Raw genomic sequence first — 19359 nt, 5'->3', positions numbered from 1 at the left:
TGTCAGACTTATTGTTGAGCGACCCAGTTATTGAAGCGCTCTGTAAGATCTTCCTGATGGTCCACCCAGAACTGCACGTCCATGGGGAAACCGTTCTTCAAGTTCTGCGCGCTGGTCGGAAGTTCCGAATTGAGCTCGCCCGGAATGAGCTTTCCTGCCGCCACAACCGCAGGGCCATTGGCGACTCGTTTCGACACCTCAGAGATAAGTTCTGGCTTGGTTGCGTACTGCAGGAACTTGTAGGCGCTATCGACGTTCGGGGCCCCCTTCGGCATGATCCACATCGATGTCTCCCAGCGGAACTGGTTCCACACCGTCTTGATCTGTTTTTGCCCCTCACCGTGCGCTGCACTGTACAGTCGGCCATTCCAGCCAACCGTCATCGCAACCTCTTTATCCGCGAGAAGTTGAACAGACTGGGCACCGGTCTCCCACCATACGATGTTCGGCTTAAGCTTCGACAGGCTTGCGAATGCACGGTCGACGCCCTCCGGCGTTGCCAGAACTTCGTAGACCTTGTCCATCGGCACGCCGTCAGCCAGTAGCGCAAACTCGAGGGTCCCATTGGGAGACTTTCGCATGGCGCGTTTTCCAGGCCATTTTTCCACATTCCAAAAATCGGCCCAGGTTTTAGGACCAGGTTCGGGGACCTGGTTTGAATCGTAGGCGAAATTGACAGAGTAGATGACATCGGGAATGCCGCAATCGATCAGGCTGCCGGAAACGAAGTCGTCTTTCGTCAGCTTGAGCCGGCTGAGATCGAAGCGCTCAAGGAAATCCTGCTGACAGCCGATTGCCGCGATCACCGACTCGCTCTCGGCGAGCTGCCAGTTGTATGTTCCGGTGGTCGCCATTGCGCGGATTTTTCCAACATCTCCGGAGAAAGCATCCGCAAGCACATTGATCCCTGTCTCCTTCGTAAAAGGCTCATAAACCTCTTTTCTCAGGGCCTCCTCGAAGGTCCCGCCATATGTCGCGATGGTGAGGTCCTCGGCTTTTGCGGTGACAGCAGATCCGGCCAGCAAGCTAGCGAGAGCGAGAGCCGAGTACAGTTTCATTGAGATACTACGCATGCACTTCCCCTTTTCTTTCTTGTGTTGAACGCCGACAGCCGGGCGCATGAATCCATCGAGCGACCTTGACGAAGCCCGCTGGAAGGTTGACAGCCTATGACTATGCTCGCAGGACTCGACAGTCCTGCGATCTCCATCCAATGACTAAGCTCTGACCGATTTGAAATTCCGGAGCGCCCCGTGTTCTTGGAATCTTGACGAGAAACTCATCGTTTCCCGCCACATCCAGCCGGAGCCTGGTCTGATCACCCAGTTCGATGACTTCGTTCACGCGGGCTGGGTGTCTATTGCCGTAACCGTCCGCCGGAGCGACGACGACGCGTTCCGGACGAACAACCACGAGGACATTCGTATCGGGCGCAAGACGGTTAGGACTTATTCCTTCGCCGCGCGAACCATCGACCAGTTCCACATTGCAGGCGTCTGCTTGCGCATGAATCACCTTGCCCCTGATCTTGTTGTTCTCACCGACGAATGAAGCAACGAAAGCGGTCTCCGGCTCGTCGTAGAGCTGCATGGGCGAGGCGATTTGCTGGATCCGGCCCTCGTTGAACACGGCAACGCGGTCCGCCATCGTCAGTGCCTCACTCTGATCGTGTGTGACAAAGATCATAGTGACGCCAAGGCGCTTATGGATCTGGCGCAATTCAAGCTGCATTTGCTCACGCAGTCTCTTGTCGAGGGCGCCGAGGGGTTCATCGAAGAGAATGACGACTGGTTCGAACACCAGCGCACGGGCGAGCGCAATACGCTGCTGTTGGCCTCCCGAAAGCTGGTCGGGCTTTCTTTTCCCCATCTCGGGGTCGCGGAGATCGACCATTTCGAGCGCGGTTTGCCCGAGTTTATAGGCATCTTTTCGCGACATACCCTGCATTCGAAGCGGGAAAATGATGTTCTCCATCACGGTCATGTGAGGAAAAAGGGAATAGTTCTGAAAAACCATGCCGAACTTACGCTTGTGGGTTGGCGTGTCCTGCAGCGATTTCCCGCCCAAAGTGATGCTACCGCTGGATGGATGCTCGAAGCCCGCAAGCATGCCGAGGGTCGTACTCTTTCCGGAACCGGACGGGCCGAGCAAAGCAAGGAACTCGCCCTTGTAGATGTCGAGGGACAAGTCCCGGACCACAAAGGTCTTTCCGTCGTAGGTCTTATTGACCTTCCGAAATTGAATCAGCGGATCATGAGCGTGGTCGGGCATGCGGTTCCCCAACGAGCCAACACTACGGTTGGGTCTGTTTCGTTTTTGTTTTCTTGAGCGGCTGCAAAACGCATGGCAGTCCGCCATTGTTCTGTGTTTATCACTTCACCATCTTGTGTACAAGTGTTTTTTGAGATACCATCTGCTGTTCTGGGGTTGAGGCCCAAGGGATTCCAGCCGCGGGTCTTAACCCGCGATTTGCGCACAAATAGCGCCATCTAGCTATCCACCTCACGTTAGTTGCCATATTCGAAAGTGACGACAGCGTTTTCGATCGCGCGGCGTCGACCGTCTTGGATACAAGCTGTCGATGCTCGCTCGAACTCGCAACTCTCCGGTCACACCCTGAGGTGAGAATGGTCCTCTCACCGCGCGGCAAAACCCGGACCAAAGCCCTGCCGCGCCCAAGGTTCATGCGGCCGCCTTGAGATGCTCACCAAGAAAACCGGACAGCGAGACACCGAAGGTCGTCGGTATGAGAATGTCGAATTCGTCGCCTCCAATCCTATCAACAAGCACACTGACGTGGTGGATAGCAGTTTGTGCGAACGTGCCCACGGGAAAACCTGTGTCTGACAAATCGAGTGCCACCACGCGGCTGAGCAGGCTCGAGGCACCCGGGCCATTCAGCCGCAGGCAGACGCGTGAATCTGACAGTTCGAGTGCGACAAGTGGCTCAACTGCTCCAAAGCTCAATGCCGTGTCGGAGCGCACGAGAACCCGATCGGGCGCAACGCGCCAGACCGTCGTCAGTCCGCGGCGAAACGATGACCGGCAGTCGCCAGGCAGCGATAGCGCTTGCTTTCGCAAAACGTCGTCGGCGAGCTTGTCGAAACTTTCCCAACCGGCGAGTTGCGTGAGGTTGCCTAGTTCGACTTCACTGATTGTCACAGCAAGGCCATCGGTTGTCGTGCCGCGCACCGGCAGCTGGTATTTTTCAGCCATTCTGACGTTTTCCCTCCGGATCGAAGAAATGATGCGAGACGACCTTTGCCAGCCACGATTGGCCACCGACAAAATCGACCACCTGGATCGTCTCGCCATGGCGCTCGGGGCCACGTGACAGGAGCGCCATGGCGATGTTCTTTTTCAGCGCCGGAGAGTAGGTTACGGACGACACCCAACCCTCTCCGTGGCCCTTGGTGGGAGCACTCAGTGCGTACAGAAGGGAGCCCGCCCGCGTGCTCGTATCTCCGACGATTTCCAGCCCCACCAACGACGGTCGAGCGGGATCTTCAAGCACCGGACGCTTTCGGAGGACGGAGCCGATGAATGGCTTCTTGCTCGAAGCAAAGCCTTCCAGGCCCAGATCCTTCAGGGTTGTGCGCCCTTCGATTTCTGAGCCCGTTATGTGGCCCTTCTCGATACGAAGCGCGCCCATTGCCTCGAGACCGTAGGGCTTGAGATTAAATGGCTCCCCGGCTGCCATAAGAGCTTCCCAGATTTGGCGGCCACGTTTGGCTGGAATGTAAAGCTCGTAGGCGAGTTCACCCGAGAAGCTCATGCGATGCAGGCGGCAAGACACCCCAGCAATGGTGACATTCGCAAAGTGATTGTTCGGCAGTGCCTCGTTGCTCAGCTCTGCACCTGTAAGGGCGGTCAGAAGAGCCCGCGACTTCGGACCGGCGATTGCGATCGCACACCACTGATCTGATACCGACGTGACATGCACATTGAGATTGCGCCATGCGGTTTGAAGCAGGTATTCAGCTCTTGCCAGGACATTCGCGGCGTTCGCAGTTGTAGTCGTCATGAAATAATCATGATCGCCCAGACGTGTTGTCGCGCCGTCATCAAACACGAAGCCGTCCTCGCGCAGCATGATGCCATAGCGCAATCTTCCAATCGGAAGTGTCTTGAAGCCATTGACGTAGATGCGATTGAGGAATTCCGCGGCGTCGGGTCCCTGCACCGCAATTTTACCCAGTGTAGAGACATCGACGATGCCGACATGCTCACGCACGTGGGCGGCTTCGCGAATATATGCGTCGTTGATGTCTTCACGCTTGGCCGGGTAGTACCAGGGCCGTAGCCAGGCTCCTGTCTCGATCATGACGGCACCGTTGTCTTGATGCCAACCATGTATGGTCGTAAGCCTGGTCGGACGAAAATTGAGCCCATGGTCATGGCCAACAACGGCGCCAATCGTCACCGGGGTATACGGTGGGCGGAAGGTCGTCGTGCCAACGGAGGGGATGGGGAGCCCGCGAAGTTCGGCCATGCGGGCGAGCGCATTGAGGTTCGAAGTCTTGCCTTGGTCGGCTGCCATGCCAGAGGTGGTATAGCGCTTGAGATGTTCGACCGAGATGTAGCCCTCGAGATGGGCCTGATCAATATCGGCTAGCTTGACGTCGTGCTGGAAATCCACGAACGCCTTACCTGGGGTGCGGCCATTCACCTTGGCGATGACTGTCAGCGGCACAAGGTTGCGGCCCCAGTGATCAGCGTGGCCAAAAAGCGCGGGTTCCTTCCCGACGGCCCCACCAGCTTCATGGCCCTGCGACAGCGTATCCCTGAGCGACGGAGAGCCGATGAGCGATCCAACGCAGCTGAAGGTCCCTTTTTCCGCAGGTGGAAGAAACGCGTCCAGCTCCTCGTTGAATTGTGGCTTTCCAAAGCGCTGGCTCCAAAGGTGCAGCGCCGGAGCCCAGCCGCCGGAGCCGGTCACGAGATCGCAGGCAATGCGCGTAGCGTTGCCCTTTATTTTACCGCCCGGACCGATGCGCACGACGTGCGCAGCCTTCACGCCTTTGCCGCCAGACACTTTGAGGACCGCATGACCAGGTCGCAGGTCGATGCCGGCTTTTTTTGCGCTGTCGACGAATTGCGTCGGCGCTTCCGCTCGCAGGTCGCAGATCGTTACCCTGGCCCCAGCCTTTGCAAATTCGATGGCAGCCGGGTACGCGCTATCATTGTTCGTTGAAATGACAATCCGCTCACCGGCAAGAACCGCATACCGGTTGAGATAACTGCGAACAGCGGATGTGAGCATCACTCCGGGCACGTCGTTTCCGGCGAAAACCATGGGCCGTTCGATCGCGCCCGTAGCCAGGACAGCCCGTTTTGCCCGTACGACCCAATAACGCTGCCGCGGTTTTCCCTCCTCAGGTGCAAGCACATGGTCCTGGACGCGCTCCAAGAGGCCGAATACTTCGCAGTCATAGGCACCGAACGCGGTCGTTCGCGTCAGAACCCGAACGTTAGGAAGGCCGTCCAGCTCAGCACGTGCCTGAGCAAGCCATGCATCGGAAGGTGCGCCGAGCGGTTCACTGAGAAGCGATCCGCCGAGGTCGCGGTCCTGCTCGACCAAGAAGACATTATCGCCCTTGCGGCCGGCTGCAAGCGCGGCCGAGATGCCGGCGGGACCCGCACCGACTATTAGAACATCGCAGAAAGCATTGATCTTCTCATAGTGATCAGGGTCAGGAAGAGTCGGCGCCCGACCCATGCCGGCAGCCCTGCGGATGAAACGCTCGCAGAACATCCAGTACTTCGTGCCGCTAAAGGGCCCGATGAACGTCTTGTAGTAGAAGCCCGCGCCGAGAAAGCGCGATAACAGGCCGTTGACAGCTCCTACATCGAATTGGAGACTTGGCCAGACGTTCTGCGGGGTCGACGTCAGACCGTCGAAAGCTTCCACCATCGTTGCCTGTGCATTCGGTTCATGGCGATCACCACTGCGAAGATGCACCAGGGCGTTCGGCTCTTCGACGCCAGCTGCCACAACGCCGCGCGGCCGGTGGTATTTGAAGCTGCGTCCAACCATCTGCTGACCACCGGCCAGCAAAGCGGATGCCAGGGTGTCGCCAGGATGTGCCGGCAGAGACTTACCGTCGAATTTAACGGTAAGCTCACGCGAGCGGTCGATCCGCCCGCCAGTTTCGAGACGCCGCGCCGTCATGCTGCCACCTCACGGGCCAAAGCTGAACCGAAAATCTCGTGCGTGAGGGTGTCTCGGTGGACGACGATCCACTGCCTGCAACCGCTCACATGATGCCAATACTCCTTGTGCGGTCCTCGCGGATTGTCGCGGATAAACACGTAGTCGTGCCATACCTTCGGATCGGCTTCATTCATATCTGGGAGCCGCACGGTCGCATCGGCGCCGTAGCTAAACTCGGTTTCGTCTCGCAAGCCGCAGACAGGGCAAGGTATTCTCAACATGATGAACCCTCATTGAGCTTTCGGATATGGACCAGCGCCAAACTCGTCAATTTGGTAGCCACGTTCGAAGCGTTCCAGGGTGAACGCGGCGCTGTCGGGATGCGGCTCGCCCTTGGCGATCGTCCATGCGAGACAGTAGCCGGAGGCCGGTGTCGCTTTGAAGCCGCCGTAATTCCAACCCCCGGTTAACCAGAGCCCTTCGACCGGCATCTTGCCAATGATCGGCGAACCGTCCATGGTCATATCCATGACCCCGGCCCATTGGCGCAGCAGCCGTAAACGCGAGATCGAGGGGATGAGGGCTTTGGCGCTTTGGAGCGTGTGTTCTACGATGGGAAGCCCGCCGCGCTGCGCGTAAGAGTTGAACCCGTCAAGATCACCGCCCAATACCAAACCACCCTTGTCGGACTGACTGATGTAGAAATGCGCCCCGCCATAGACAATTACATTGTCGACAAGCGGCTTCAGCGGCTCTGTGACGAAGGCTTGCAGAACGTGGGTTTCGATCGGCAGACGCAGCCCGGCTTTTGCCGCCAAATGGCTGGTATGACCGGCAACGGCCAAAACGACTTTTTTCGCGCGGATCGGGCCGCGCGTCGTCTCGACGCCAACGATCTTCTGGTTGTCCCAAATATAGTTCGTTACCTCGCACTGCTGAATGATGTCGACGCCCTGTTTGTCTGCGCCACGCGCGTACCCCCATGCGACAGCGTCGTGACGGGCCGTACCCGCACGAGGCTGAAGAAATGCCCCGAATATCGGGAACCGCGCCGTGGGTGAGTAGTCGAGGAAGGGCAGCCGCTTCATTATTTGGGCGCGGTCGAAGAATTCAGCCTTAATGCCGTTGCCTAGCATCACATTGGCGCGGCGCCGAAGTCCTTCCGCCTGACCGGGGGAATGGAAGACATAGTAGTAGCCGCGCCGCGAAAGCATGACATTGTAGTTCAAGTCTTGACTGAGATTGTCCCACATCCGCATCGACCGGTCATAAAAGGCCGAATTACCGGGGATCATATAGTTTGAGCGTACGATGGTGGTGTTTCGACCCGTATTCCCACCCCCCAGCCAGCCTTTTTCAAGAACAGCGACGTTGCGGATCCCGTGCTCCTTAGCCAAATAGTAAGCCGTCGCAAGACCGTGACCGCCGGCGCCTACGATCACCACGTCATAGCTTGGCTTTGGCGCTGGATCGCGCCAGGCTCGCGACCAGTACCGGTTGCCAGTAAGACCATGGCCCAATATTGAAAGGGCTGAATAGTGGCTCATATGCTCCCTCGTTAAGTTAAGACTTCACATCCGTTCGAGTATTGGCGTGGACCGGGCCCGGGATGCTGAGTGTCGCGGGGCGCTCCGGTGCGAACCGGCTGCTCCTCGTGCACGGTTCAAATTCTCAATTCGCCGCCGCGAAATGATCAAACTGGATGGCTAACGTTAGTGGTGCACAACCTATATACAGGTACGATGCAGCATTGCCAACGCTTTGTCAACACAGAGATCGTTGAACTGAGAGCCCGCAAATAAATCCGTTTCTCCCCGATTTGGTCACTTAACGACGGAAACGGATTCGGTTCTACTCGCACACTTGCGACAGGCAAAATGAGCGGACTTTACCTTTCGATGGAGAGATACCGGCTGTCGAAGCCGAGCGGTCTGCTCAGCACGATCGGAAGTGTCCGCTTCCTGAAGGAATTTCTCCTGGCAGAGCTCGCGAAAACGAACTCTTCCCATTTGGAGGCCACCGCTATGCTTTCAAAGCGATTTATGGGCATGCTTCATCGCTCGTCGAGAAACAGCGCAAGTGCTCTAGAAAATTTTTTCCCAAGGCTGAATTGAGCGTCGCAAACCCCAAATGAGGGATTATGCGTGCGAGTACGCTTCGCACTCTCCGAACGCGACCACCGCTATAGCACCCGTTGTCGCGGCCGATCACGCGGCTTCCTAGCCGACCGTTCCAATTTAGCTGCTCTACCAAATTTCTTCAGCAGCAGCTTCCGTCGCAAACACGGAAGTTAAAGTCGGGCGCGAGGGGCGCCCGACGTTGGCTTTAGATCCTGATGGCGCGGCCTCACAGAAGCTGAACGATGTCTTTCTCCCAGCGCTTGTTCCAGCCATCGAGCTCCTTACCGAGATGATCCCAGTCTGGCACGACAACAAATTTTTTGAGTTCGTCTGGGGAGAAGCGAAGATATTCGTTGGTTTGTTCCGCTTTCCTATTGACAGGAACTTCGCCTACATCCTTGCCATAACGCTCGCTGGCGGCCTTGCTAATCAAGTAGTTTGCGAAGTCGAACGCGAGTTTCTTGTTTTTCGAACTCTTTAGAATCGCCCAGCCTGACACGAAAAGGAAAGTCTTCAAATCCTTGTTTGTCTTGGTCAGCGGAACAGCCTTAACTCCTTTGATTGAGGCGAATGTGCCCTGGTCGATGAATGTTACCGTTGCTTCTCCGGAATCCATCGCCGTGATCATATCTGAGGTCGTCGCCGAGACACGTCCGATGTTGCCAGACTTTGCCAACTCCTTGAGGAATGCCCAGCCCGGTTCCATGTTGAACTGATCTCCTCCCCGGGCCATCGCCAACGATACGACTTGTAGATTGCTATTCAAGGTCGGATTTGGCCATAGGATCTGCCCCTTCAGCTTCGGATTCAGCAAATCCTCGATCGATTTTATATCGACGGGGCATGTTTCAGGGACATAGGTGAAGAACAGACCGCTCGAGCCCCGGGGAACCGCCTTCCAGTTGCCTTTCGCGTCCTTCGGGATGAGCTCTGTAGGAACATCCGCCAGGTTCGGGCAGTCTTCAAGCGTGACGGTTTCCGCCCAATCTTCACGGATCATTGATTGAAAGACGGGACTCCAATTATCGACGACGTCGTAAGGTGGATTGGGCCATGCAGCCTTGATCTTTGGCAGTATAGCTGCCGCTCCACCTGCATGGAGCGTCCACTCGATGGAAGCCTTGCCCCATTCCGCTGCAAGCGCCTTTGTATGGTCAATGAAGGGCGGGCCCCACTCCACGACGGAAAGCGAGTCTGCGGCGTGGGCGGTGCTGACAAATTGATCCGTCAGATGTGAAACCGCAAGCGCCGCACCACCGAGAACGCCGGTTTGGATCAGACTTCTTCTTGAAAATTCTGGCATTTTGGTTCCCCTTTTGTTTCCGTTCAAGATTCCGTGCTTCTATGGCACTGCCGCCGTTGCTGCACTCCCAGATTTAGCAGCACACGACCTATATGCAGCTAAAATGCAGCTTTTGCACCCGCAAGTCAAGAAGAAGATTTTGCACCTGCTCGCGATTAAGTCTGCGTCCGCATAACCGGCTACCGGTCGACATCGACGTGGCTGATCGCGTTCTTGTGCTCGCCTCCCGCCAGTGCTCTGATCCCCGATAACTGGATCGTTTTTGGTTAGAGTTTTTCGCTGTATTTTCCTGGCTGGGAGAAGGAGCGGAAGACAATGAAAGCATCGAAGTTTTCGGACGCGCAGAAGGCGTTCGTTTTGAAGCAGGGCGATGAACGGTGTGACCATGGCGGAGATCTGCCGCAAGGCCGGGATCAGCCAGCCGACGTATTTCAACTGGCGTAAGAAGTATGCTGGCTTGCTGCCCGATGAGATGCGTCGGCTCAAGGCGCTGGAAGATGAGAATGGGCGCCGGAAGAAGATCGTTGCCGACCTGACGCTCGATCGCGAGATACTGCAGGACATTATCCGCCGAAAAATCTAAGGCCTGCTTGGAAGCGCAAGCTGGTCGACGGGATGCTGGCGGATTGGGGAGTATAGACGCCTATCCTCCAGCTTTTCACGGGAATCTGCAAGTGTCAGGAACCAGTGCGCGTTTAAGCATTCAGCCCTGAGCTTGCTATTGAAGGCCTCGCTATAGCCGTTGTCGGTGGGCTTTCCCGGCCGTGAGAAGTCGAGCGTGACGTCGTTGGCATCGATCAGGCGGGCAAGGCGCTAACGTTCGACCGTAAGCCCACAGATCGAGATCCCGCGAGATAAACTCGCTGCCATTGTCGACCCTAATCGTCTTCGGGTAGCCAATCTGGCCGTATACGCGTTCGAGGGTCTGAACCACATCCTCGCCGCGATACGTGAAGCGCGGATCGGTCGCCGGACAATAGCGCGAATGGGTGTCGACGATGGTCAGGATGCGCAGCTTCTTGCCCGTCGCGAGCTGGTCATGAACAAAATCCATAGCCCAGACATCGTTCGGTCCGACAGCTTCTTGGCGGTCCTTCCTGACCTTCGCCTTCACTCTTCGCTTGGGATGCTTGTTCCTGAGCTGAAGGCCCAACTCGTTGTAAATCCTGCGTGTCTTCTTCATGTTGACGATCCATCCCTCCCGGCGCAACAACACATGGACGCGACGGTAGCCGTAGCGGACCCGCGTCTCGCAAATCTCCCGAATCCGCCGTTCGAGCGCGGCCTGCCCGGTGCGGCGAGATTTGTAATGGTAGGTCGAGGTCTACAACCGAGGTTCGTCCTCACAGTGCGATCGGATACAACGTCCCGATCGCACTGCAAAATCCCGGTGACGCTGCCAGCCCGTTACCGTGATCGCAGCCGGAAAACTCCAGCTCCCGGCGCTCCAAACTTCGGTCTCAGAGCACCAGGACGAACGCACTTTGTCTCGGCGCTACGAAGGTACCGACGAAACATCGGTCAAATAGGGAAGGAAGCGAAGGGCGCGGCCCTGAACCGGGGACATTGCATCTACGAAAATGACAGCCCAGCTCAGACCGAGTCGGCTGGACAGTGTCAGGATTTCGGGACGCTCGGCAGATGTCAGCCAGCCCTGCCCTGGATGTAAGAAAGTCAGCCGCTCTTGGCTGACTTTTCCCCATCAAAATACAACAACATCACGTGGAGCAGTGGTTAGGCGCTCTCCTCGGTTTTCACCTACCAACACCGTGTCTGAGACAAAGTAATCTCCCCGACCACATCCAAGTAGCCACGACAACTGGTGGAACACCATATTGCGTTCCAGTACCATGTCGCTCTCGGGGTGCATGCTGACCACTCCAATCCCGCCCGTCCAGGTCGGGGGGAAGCTGACACCAACGGCGTAACCGCAATGGTGCCGGCGATAATGCCCCAATCCAGCCTCGTCAACGACCGATTGCCAAGCATTGTAGACCTCGCGACCTGTCGCGCCTGGGCGCATAGCCTCAAGGACACGGTTCTGTGCTGAAATACAGATTTCCGCCAATTCTTGAGTTCCCGCAGGCACCTTCCCGGCGAAGGCCAGTCTTCCTAGCGGCGCATGGTAACGACCGACGCATCCGGCCATTTCCAACATGAGCTGTTCGCCCTCACCAATCAGGCGATCGGTCCACACCTCGTGTTCATAAGGAAGTCGATCACCGGATCTGATAAACGGACCGAAGCCAACATAGTCGCCGCCGACCTCAAACATCCGCTTGTGGACCTCGGCTGCGATAACCTGCTCGCTGGTACCCACTTTCGCGACTGAAAGCGCGGTCTCCATGATGGCGTCGGCGACTGCGGCGGCTTTCCGAATAGCGAAGACTTCATTGTCCGACTTCACAAGGCGGAAGCGCTCGACGAGACCCGATATGTCGGACCACCGCGCGTCCCCCAGTCCGGCACGAAGGGCAGCGTCGAACGCAGGCGGAAATCCGAGACTTTCGCCCTGAATGCCTATCGTCGCACGTCCAACACCAAGACTTTTTAGGTAATCTGCAATGAGGGCGCCAGGCGAAGAGGTATCAGAATATCCTACAAAACGGGCGTTCGCCACCTGGCGATTTACGGTGCTGTGTTCGTGTGCTCGGGCAAATAGCACCACGTCGTCTGGCAGGATGGCGAGGGCATGGGGTCCGAAGTAACCCTGGTGATCCAATCCAGTCAGATAAAAGATATTTTCCGCACTCGTTATGATCCCAGCGTGCATTCCAAGTTGGGAGAGTGCCTCTTTAATCTTGTGCATCCGTCCATCGAATTCCGATTGCGGGATGAGATTGGCTCGCATCATGATTTGATTGCCATGGTTTATGAGGGATGGACAGGCAGAACATAAGCGCAATCCTGCCGCAACACAAGCTATATACAGCCAAAACAATCGAATACTACTTGCCGTAGGGCTTGCCCGATGGGCTTCTTTTCTTCCCTATTGAGGCACCCACGACTCGCTCTTTTGGCCACTAGACGAAGCTCTCCCGGTCCAGTGGGGATCACCTGGGGCGAGTGGCGAATCGGCCTACGCGTGACGCCATTGTTCTCGCTCAACGCCGAAGTGCGGCGCTTATTCTGTCCCTTCCGGCGCGCCAACGCCGGCGCGTAAAGCTGTTGCTTCCGGCGACTTGACCATGGACAACACAAGCTATATACAGCCTTTATAGAGGCTTTATCGTCGGGTGGACTTCTAGGCAAAAGAAGCCATCACGTTCCCGGGAGTTGGCTTGGGCATCCGTTCGAGACCAACCAAACCGAACGAACGCGCACTGGATTCTGCACGAATATGATCTCGCTTCAGGATATATATCGAGCACGCAGACGGATAGATGGACGAGTGAGACGAACTCCGTTGGTCGTTTCACCGTCATTATCAAATGTAGCTGGAGGAATAATTCACCTGAAACTGGAGCATCTACAGACCACCGGAAGCTTCAAGCTGCGCGGGGCGACGAACGCCATACTGAGACTGAGTGATGCTGAGCGTACCCGCGGCGTGGTGGGCGTTTCCACTGGCAATCACGGACGCGGACTGGCTTATGCGGCAAAACAGGCCAGCGTTCGATGCACTATCTGTATGTCTGAACTTGTGCCTCGTAACAAGATCGAAGGCATTCAATCCCACGGCGCCGAAGTGGTTATTATCGGCCTCTCTCAGGACGATGCGCAGGTTGAAGTCGACCGGCTTGTCGAGGAGGTGGGTATGATCATGCTCCCTCCTTTTGACCATCCTGACATCATAGCCGGTCAGGGAACCTTAGCTCTGGAGGTTCTTGAAGATTGTCCTGAGATCGAAACGATCCTTATCCCCCTGTCTGGTGGCGGTCTGTTAGCCGGTGTTGCGCTTGCGCTGAAGTCCGCGAATCCGTCGATCCGTGTCGTTGGCGTCTCGATGGAGCGCGGCGCTGCCATGATCGAGAGCCAGCGCGCGGGCAAGCCAATCTTGGTGAAGGAGTTGCCGACCCTCGCCGATGCGCTGAGTGGCGGCATAGGGCTAGACAATCGATACACCTTCGACATGGTGCGCGATCTCGCGGACGAGTTGATCACGGTCACAGAGAACGAAATCGCCAAGGCGGTTCGTCACTCTTACTGGTCGGAGAAGCAAGTTATCGAAGGATCGGGAAGTGTCGGCATCGCCGCTCTTCTCGCAGGCAAAATCAATAATCCTGGTATCTGCGTCTCTCTAGTCACTGGCTGCAATCTCGACATGACGCTTCACAACGAGCTTATCAACCGCGAGCTCGAAGAGGACTCGCGTGTGCCGGGAGGTCTACGAAATGCCTGATGTCAAGATTCTCACTGAGGCCGAATTGCGGCGAGTCGTAGAGCTTGACTCCGACGCCGTGGAATGTGTCGAGAATGCCTTCAAACTTCTTGCGACACGCAACGTTGTAATGCCTCCCATCCTCAGTCTCCATGTTGCCGAACATAACGGAGAAGTCGACGTCAAGACCGCATACGTGCCTGGAATCGAGAGTTTTGCGATCAAGATGAGCCCTGGCTACTTCGACAATCCGAAACTTGGATTACAAAGTGTGAGCGGGCTGATGGTACTGTTTGCCGCTCGTACCGGCATGGTCCAGGCAATTCACCTCGATAACGGCTATTTGACCGACATCCGCACGGCAGCCGCTGGAGCGGTCGCCGCCAAATGGCTGTCTAGGTCTGACTCCCATGTCGCGGGCATTCTAGGCAGCGGAAGACAAGCTCGCCTTCAATTGGAGGCCCTCGCACTTGTCCGCGATATCAAGCGAGCCGTGATTTGGGGGCGTGACCCCACCAAGGCGCGGCAATGCGCCGACGAGTGCCAGCAAAGCCTGGATATCGAGGTGCGGACCGGCACCATCGACGAGGTGATGGCCGCAGGCGACATTATCGTCACCACCACACCTTCAAGAATTCCTTTGATCCATGCAGCGCAACTGAGACCCGGTCAGCATATCACTGCCATGGGATCCGATGCCGATTACAAGACGGAGCTTGCGACAGACGTGATCCCCACTGTCAGCCGTTACATTTGCGACAGTTTGGCGCAATGCCGGCGTCAGGGTGAACTGAGGCCCGCGATCGCCGCAGGAACGGTAAAGTTCGGTGCCGATTTTCCTGAGCTCGGCCAGGTCATCGCTGGTCAGCAGCCGGGGCGTGGATCGGATCACGACATCACGGTGTGCGATCTCACCGGAATGGGAGTCCAGGACACCGCGATCGCGGCCTTCGCATTCGACCGTGTACTTCGCCTCGATGCCGGCACCATCATTTCGAACTAGTCACAGTCGCAGAAGTGGAGACGGCGCTACGGATGGCAAATATCGGCTTCGGGCTTCGCACAGGGCAGTCATACGACCCATCAGAAATTCAGGAGAGCAATCGTGAGTGAACCCAGATCTTTGCGGTATCCCGCTGTCGAGGCAGTACTCAGCAAATCTCAAATCGAGCGCATTATGAAGGCAGTTGAAGAGCGCTTCGATGATCAGGTCGAGTTTTTGCAGGAAGTGGTTCGCGCCCACTCGCTTCGGGGCAATGAAGCGGGAGTTCAGAAGATCGTCTCCAATGCGCTCGCAAATCGTGGCTATGACGTACGAAGCTTTGCGATCGATCCCACGCTCATCGGGAAGGACCCCGCTTTTTCGCCGACCAAATTTGATCTCAGCAACTCCACTATCGTGGTCGGCTCGAAGAACCCACAACGGAACGGCGGCAGGTCTTTGGCACTGAACGCACATGTGGACGTCGTACCAGTCGGCACAAGCTCGCGTTGGAAGTACGAACCTTTCTCGGCCACCCGCGAGGATGATTGGCTGTACGGCCGTGGCGCGGGTGACATGAAAGCCGGCCTTGTAGCGAACTTATTTGCTCTCGACGCCGTAGCAGCGGCCGGTCTCGATTTGACCGCGCCGGTCCAGTTTCAGTCAGTCGTTGAAGAAGAAACCACCGGAAACGGCGCGGCGATGGTCCTCGCAAAGGGCTTCCGCGCCGATGCTGTTCTCATACCTGAACCGACCGGTGAGAAAGTGGTCAGCGCCAACACCGGCGTCATCAAGTTTGCCATTACAGTTCAGGGCGTGCCCGCACACCCGTTGGAGGTGGCCTCTGGAAGGAGTGCGATCGACATCGCAACACGAACGATGGAACATTTGCGTCGGCTCGAACAGCAATGGATGGCAGAGCGCCCCGTTGCGCGACCAGAGTTCGCCGATGTCGGCAATCCGATAGCTCTGACGATTGGCACGATAGCGGGCGGCGAATGGCTCGCCTCGGTGCCAAGCGAGTGCCGCTTTGAGGGTCGCATCGGCTTCTACCCCGGAGATAAGGCAGAGACACGTGCGGCAAGTCTTGAGACCTTTCTGAAAGACGCTTCCCTCAGTGACCCGCTCCTCAAGGGCTGCCCAGAGCCAGAGATCGAATGGGTCGGTGTCAAGCAGGGCGGATTTGTTCTGTCTCCCGGAAGCGAAGCGGAGGGCGTTCTTTCGGCAGCACATATCCTTGCGGACCCTTCTGAAAGCGAACTCGAACGCTTCGTTATGCCTTGCTATCTCGACGCCGCAGTATTCGCCTTGCATGGTGGCATGACCAGTCTCGTGTACGGACCAGTTGCAGAAAACATTCACGCCGTTGATGAGCGCGTAAGCCTCTCGTCAATGATGCGGGTCACCAAAGCGATCGCTCTTTTTGCGGCGGCCTGGTGTGGAGTGCAGGCTCGGGCCGAGCAGGCGTAATCGCAACAGCAGTTATCCAATTCCGATTAACCTCAAGGCTACCGTCTGAACCGGCGTCCAACGCAGGTTTGTTTCGCGGCTAGCCCGCACCGGAGGAACTTGAAATGACAATAAATATCCAGGACATCAGCGAGAAAGACCGCAATGCCGTCCTTCACCCTTTCACGCAGCTGAGGGACTTTGCCACCGGCAAGCTCGGCGAGCCGACCATCATCGAAACCGGCAAGGGCATTCGCATTCAGGACGCTCATGGCAACCAACTCATCGATGGCTTTGCCGGCCTTTATTGCGTCAACGTCGGCTATGGCCGCGCCGAGGTGGCTGAAGCGATCTCGCGCCAGGCTTATCGCCTGGCCTATTACCACTCCTACGCGGCGCATACGACAGACGAGCTCGCAATCCTGTCTGACCGCCTGGTGAAGATGGCGCCGGGCAAGATGAGCAAGGTGTTCTACGGCATGTCCGGCTCGGACGCCAACGAGACCCAGGCAAAGCTCGTCTGGTACTACAACAATCTGCGCGGCAAGCCGACGAAGAAGAAAATCATCTCGCGCGAACGCGGCTATCATGGCTGCAGCGTCGTCTCCGGCTCCATGACGGGCATGAGCTTCTATCATGATCACATGGACCTGCCGCTGCCGCTGGTGGTTCATGCCGGCGTACCGCATCACTACTGGGGTGCAAACCCTGGCGAGACAGAACGTGAATTCTCCGCCCGCCGCGCTAGCGAACTCGACCAGATGATTGAAGAACTCGGCCCCGACAATGTCGGCGCCTTCATCGCCGAGCCGGTGCTGGGTACCGGTGGCATCACGCCGCCGCCGGAGGACTACTGGGAAGCGATCCAGAAGGTGCTGAAGAAGCACGACGTCCTGCTGATTGCTGATGAAGTGATCACCGGCTTCGGCCGCACCGGTTCGATGTTCGGCTCGCAGCACTATGGCATCGAGCCCGACCTGATCACTGTGGCCAAGGGCCTGACGTCCGCCTATTTCCCGCTTTCAGCTTCGATCGTCGGCGAGAAGGTTTACAAGGTGCTGGAAGAGGGTGCCGATCGTGTAGGTGCCTTCTCGCATGGCTACACCTATTCTGGCCATCCGATCGGCGCGGCTGCCGCCAATGCCGTGCTTGATATCGTCGAGAAGGAAGACCTGCCGGGCAATGCCCGCGAGGTCGGCGCCTATTTCCAGGCACAGCTTAAGGAGAAGTTCGCCCAGCTGCCGATCGTCGGTGAAGTGCGTGGCGTCGGCCTGATGGGCGCGATTGAGTTCGTCGGCGACCGCGAGCAAGACGCGCTTCGATCCTTCGCTGAAGGTCGGCGCCCGCGTCTCCAAGGCCGCTCGAGACCGCGGTCTGATCGCGCGTGCCATGCCACACGGGGACATCCTTGGCTTCGCTCCGCCGCTTGTCACGACGAGGGACGAGATCGACGAGATCGTTTCCATCGCCGAAAAGGCTGTTCGCTCCGTCATGGATGAACTGGTTCGCGACGGTCAGAAGATTTAACCAGCATAGTGAGCGACACTGGCCGGCCGTGGTGCCGGCCAGCCGCAGCATTGCATCATACTTTGAATTCAGAAGCCACGAACGGGCAGGAGATTAACTCTGCCTGACCGAGAAAACTCGTCCATCGCGCAGGACCGCATCTTCAGGAAAAGGGAAAGCTGGCCTATGACCGCTGCCAAACTTGATGTGAGCAAGAGCCCGTCGTCTATTTCGGTTCACAGCGCCTATGACGGTTTGCTGGTCGGGACGGTCGGCTCCACGGACGCCGGCGAAATCGATGCGCTTATTGCAACGGCGCGGGTTGGCGCCGAGCTGTCCCGCAGCTTGCCGCGGCACAAACGGGCGAGCATTCTGGAAGGGGCTGCTAGGCTTGTCGAAAGCCGAGCCACAGAGTTTGCGGAGACCATCGTTCGTGAGGCCGGCAAAACAATCGTTCAGGCCCGGAAGGAAGTGCTGCGCTGTGTCAACACGCTGAAGCTTTCCGCGGAAGAGGCGAAACGCAATGCCGGTGAGATCGTGCCGTTCGACGCTTACGTCGGATCGGAACAACGCCAAGGCTGGTTCACCCGTGAGCCGCTCGGTATCATTACCGCCATTACGCCTTACAACGATCCGCTGAACTTGGTCGCACACAAGCTGGGGCCCGCCATAGCCGGTGGCAACGCGGTTTTGCTAAAGCCATCAGAGCTGACGCCCCTGTCGGCTATTCATCTTGTCAAAGCCCTCAGAGAAGCAGGCCTGCCGGAAGAAATCATTACGATCACAGTGGGCGGTACCGATCTCGGCAAGGCGCTGGTCACTGCGCGTGAGGTCCGCATGGTGTCATTCACCGGTGGCTTTGCGACGGGTGAAGCGATTAGCCGATCGGCAGGTCTCAAAAAGCTCGCAATGGAGCTTGGCGGCAATGCGCCTGTCATCGTCATGAACGATTGCGACTTCGACAAGGCTGTCGAGTCTTGCGTTTCCGGCGCCTTCTGGGCGGCAGGACAGAACTGCATCGGTGCCCAGCGCATTCTGGTGCAGTCCGATCTCTATGAACGGTTCCGATATGCTTTTGTAACGGCCACGAACAAGCTCAAGGCGTATCCATCCGGTGAGGGACGCGGACGGACCTATTTGTTTCCGTCGCGATGGATGGCGATGAGGTTTTGAAGGCTTTCGATGCCGAATTCGGAGAAGGCCATGACGCCGTCTTCGTGGTCTGGCCCGTAGACCCAGATCAGACCGTCCTCGGGTTCCATTTCGATAGCGATTTGGCCGAGCCAGTCCTCATCTTCGCCGAGGTCCCGGGCGACGAGCGCGATGGTTCGCACGGAATGGATTTTGTTGATGTGCATTGTCAGGCTGCGATTGCGGCGGGCTTGGACCGCCAGTTCCACGGCAGCAACTCGTCGAGGCGATTGGCGGGGTGCTCGGCAATGCGGTGAAGCACATCGGTAAGCCAGGCTTGCGGATCGACATTGTTGAGCTTGGCGGTGCCGATGAGGGCGTAGATGACTGCAG

15 protein-coding genes and 3 pseudogenes are annotated in these 19359 nt (G+C 57.3%); 6 read left to right on the top strand and 12 right to left on the bottom strand.

Translation table 11 applies throughout. The features are described 5' to 3' along the window. Window positions 1-8: 8 nt before the first annotated feature. The 8 genes from CKW40_RS35845 to CKW40_RS35810 form a co-directional block, all read right to left on the bottom strand. Window positions 9-1073 (bottom strand): ABC transporter substrate-binding protein, encoded by a 1065-nt coding sequence (locus CKW40_RS35845; protein WP_179298235.1) that lies wholly within the window; start codon window positions 1071-1073, stop codon window positions 9-11. A gap of 100 nt (window positions 1074-1173) precedes the next feature. Continuing rightward, window positions 1174-2271 carry an ABC transporter ATP-binding protein gene (locus tag CKW40_RS35840; RefSeq protein ID WP_095204430.1) on the bottom strand — a complete coding sequence of 366 codons (1098 nt, stop codon included), beginning with the start codon at window positions 2269-2271 and terminating at the stop codon, window positions 1174-1176. Further along, window positions 2244-2489: a hypothetical protein gene (locus CKW40_RS43300; protein ID WP_143748439.1), complete on the bottom strand. Its 246-nt coding sequence runs from the start codon at window positions 2487-2489 to the stop codon at window positions 2244-2246. The genes CKW40_RS35840 and CKW40_RS43300 overlap by 28 nt, the downstream gene beginning before the upstream one ends. 193 nt (window positions 2490-2682) lie before the next feature. Beyond that, window positions 2683-3216 (bottom strand): sarcosine oxidase subunit gamma, encoded by a 534-nt coding sequence (locus CKW40_RS35835; protein WP_179298234.1) that lies wholly within the window; start codon window positions 3214-3216, stop codon window positions 2683-2685. Beyond that, on the bottom strand, window positions 3209-6172 hold the full coding sequence (locus CKW40_RS35830) for a sarcosine oxidase subunit alpha family protein (protein WP_095204428.1): 2964 nt from the start codon (window positions 6170-6172) through the stop codon (window positions 3209-3211). The genes CKW40_RS35835 and CKW40_RS35830 overlap by 8 nt, the downstream gene beginning before the upstream one ends. Then, entirely contained in the window at window positions 6169-6435 is a 267-nt protein-coding gene (locus tag CKW40_RS35825) for a sarcosine oxidase subunit delta (RefSeq protein WP_095204427.1), read from the bottom strand. Before CKW40_RS35825 ends, CKW40_RS35830 begins: the two co-directional genes overlap by 4 nt. Before the next feature lie 9 nt (window positions 6436-6444). Continuing rightward, complete coding sequence (locus tag CKW40_RS35820) at window positions 6445-7701, bottom strand: sarcosine oxidase subunit beta family protein (RefSeq protein ID WP_095204426.1); 1257 nt, start codon at window positions 7699-7701, stop codon at window positions 6445-6447. Window positions 7702-8500: 799 nt separating this feature from the next. Further along, the gene (locus CKW40_RS35810) at window positions 8501-9577 is read right to left on the bottom strand and encodes an ABC transporter substrate-binding protein (RefSeq protein WP_095204424.1); all 1077 of its coding nucleotides are present in this window, start codon (window positions 9575-9577) and stop codon (window positions 8501-8503) included. Window positions 9578-9947: 370 nt separating this feature from the next. Between CKW40_RS35810 and CKW40_RS35805 the strand changes: the two genes are divergently transcribed. Continuing rightward, window positions 9948-10160 (top strand): transposase, encoded by a 213-nt coding sequence (locus tag CKW40_RS35805; RefSeq protein WP_439331028.1) that lies wholly within the window; start codon window positions 9948-9950, stop codon window positions 10158-10160. Here the strand turns inward: CKW40_RS35805 and CKW40_RS35800 are convergent. Beyond that, window positions 10157-10898, bottom strand: a pseudogene (locus tag CKW40_RS35800) (IS3 family transposase); the annotation flags it as partial. The gene CKW40_RS35805 and the pseudogene CKW40_RS35800 sit on opposite strands and share 4 nt — an antisense overlap. A 381-nt stretch (window positions 10899-11279) precedes the next feature. After that, complete coding sequence (locus tag CKW40_RS35795; RefSeq protein WP_095204423.1) at window positions 11280-12431, bottom strand: M24 family metallopeptidase; 1152 nt, start codon at window positions 12429-12431, stop codon at window positions 11280-11282. 486 nt (window positions 12432-12917) lie between these two features. On the opposite strand from CKW40_RS35795, the gene eutB reads away from it, so the two are divergent. The 5 genes and pseudogenes from eutB to CKW40_RS35770 form a co-directional block, all read left to right on the top strand. Next, entirely contained in the window at window positions 12918-13919 is a 1002-nt protein-coding gene (eutB, locus tag CKW40_RS35790; protein ID WP_095204422.1) for a hydroxyectoine utilization dehydratase EutB, read from the top strand. Then, a complete protein-coding gene (locus CKW40_RS35785) occupies window positions 13912-14901 on the top strand; it encodes a cyclodeaminase (protein ID WP_095204421.1) in 990 nt (329 codons plus the stop codon). The genes eutB and CKW40_RS35785 overlap by 8 nt, the downstream gene beginning before the upstream one ends. 102 nt (window positions 14902-15003) lie before the next feature. Next, entirely contained in the window at window positions 15004-16350 is a 1347-nt protein-coding gene (locus tag CKW40_RS35780) for an ArgE/DapE family deacylase (protein WP_244571412.1), read from the top strand. 104 nt (window positions 16351-16454) lie between these two features. After that, window positions 16455-17856: pseudogene (locus tag CKW40_RS35775) on the top strand (aspartate aminotransferase family protein). Between the two features lie 165 nt (window positions 17857-18021). Beyond that, window positions 18022-18939 (top strand): annotated as a pseudogene (locus CKW40_RS35770) (aldehyde dehydrogenase family protein); the annotation flags it as partial. A gap of 29 nt (window positions 18940-18968) precedes the next feature. Here the strand turns inward: CKW40_RS35770 and CKW40_RS35765 are convergent. Together CKW40_RS35765 and CKW40_RS35760 are read right to left on the bottom strand one after the other, a co-directional pair. Then, a complete protein-coding gene (locus CKW40_RS35765; protein WP_342202962.1) occupies window positions 18969-19235 on the bottom strand; it encodes a hypothetical protein in 267 nt (88 codons plus the stop codon). Then, a partial coding sequence (locus CKW40_RS35760) for a transposase domain-containing protein (protein WP_143748438.1) occupies window positions 19196-19359 on the bottom strand: 164 nt, incomplete at its 5' end. The genes CKW40_RS35760 and CKW40_RS35765, both read right to left, overlap by 40 nt.

This window comes from Mesorhizobium carmichaelinearum, assembly GCF_900199455.1.
GTDB classification, from domain to species: Bacteria; Pseudomonadota; Alphaproteobacteria; order Rhizobiales; family Rhizobiaceae; genus Mesorhizobium; species Mesorhizobium carmichaelinearum.
Note: the sequence above shows the minus strand (reverse complement) of the source record. Positions and strands in the feature narration are given on the sequence as shown.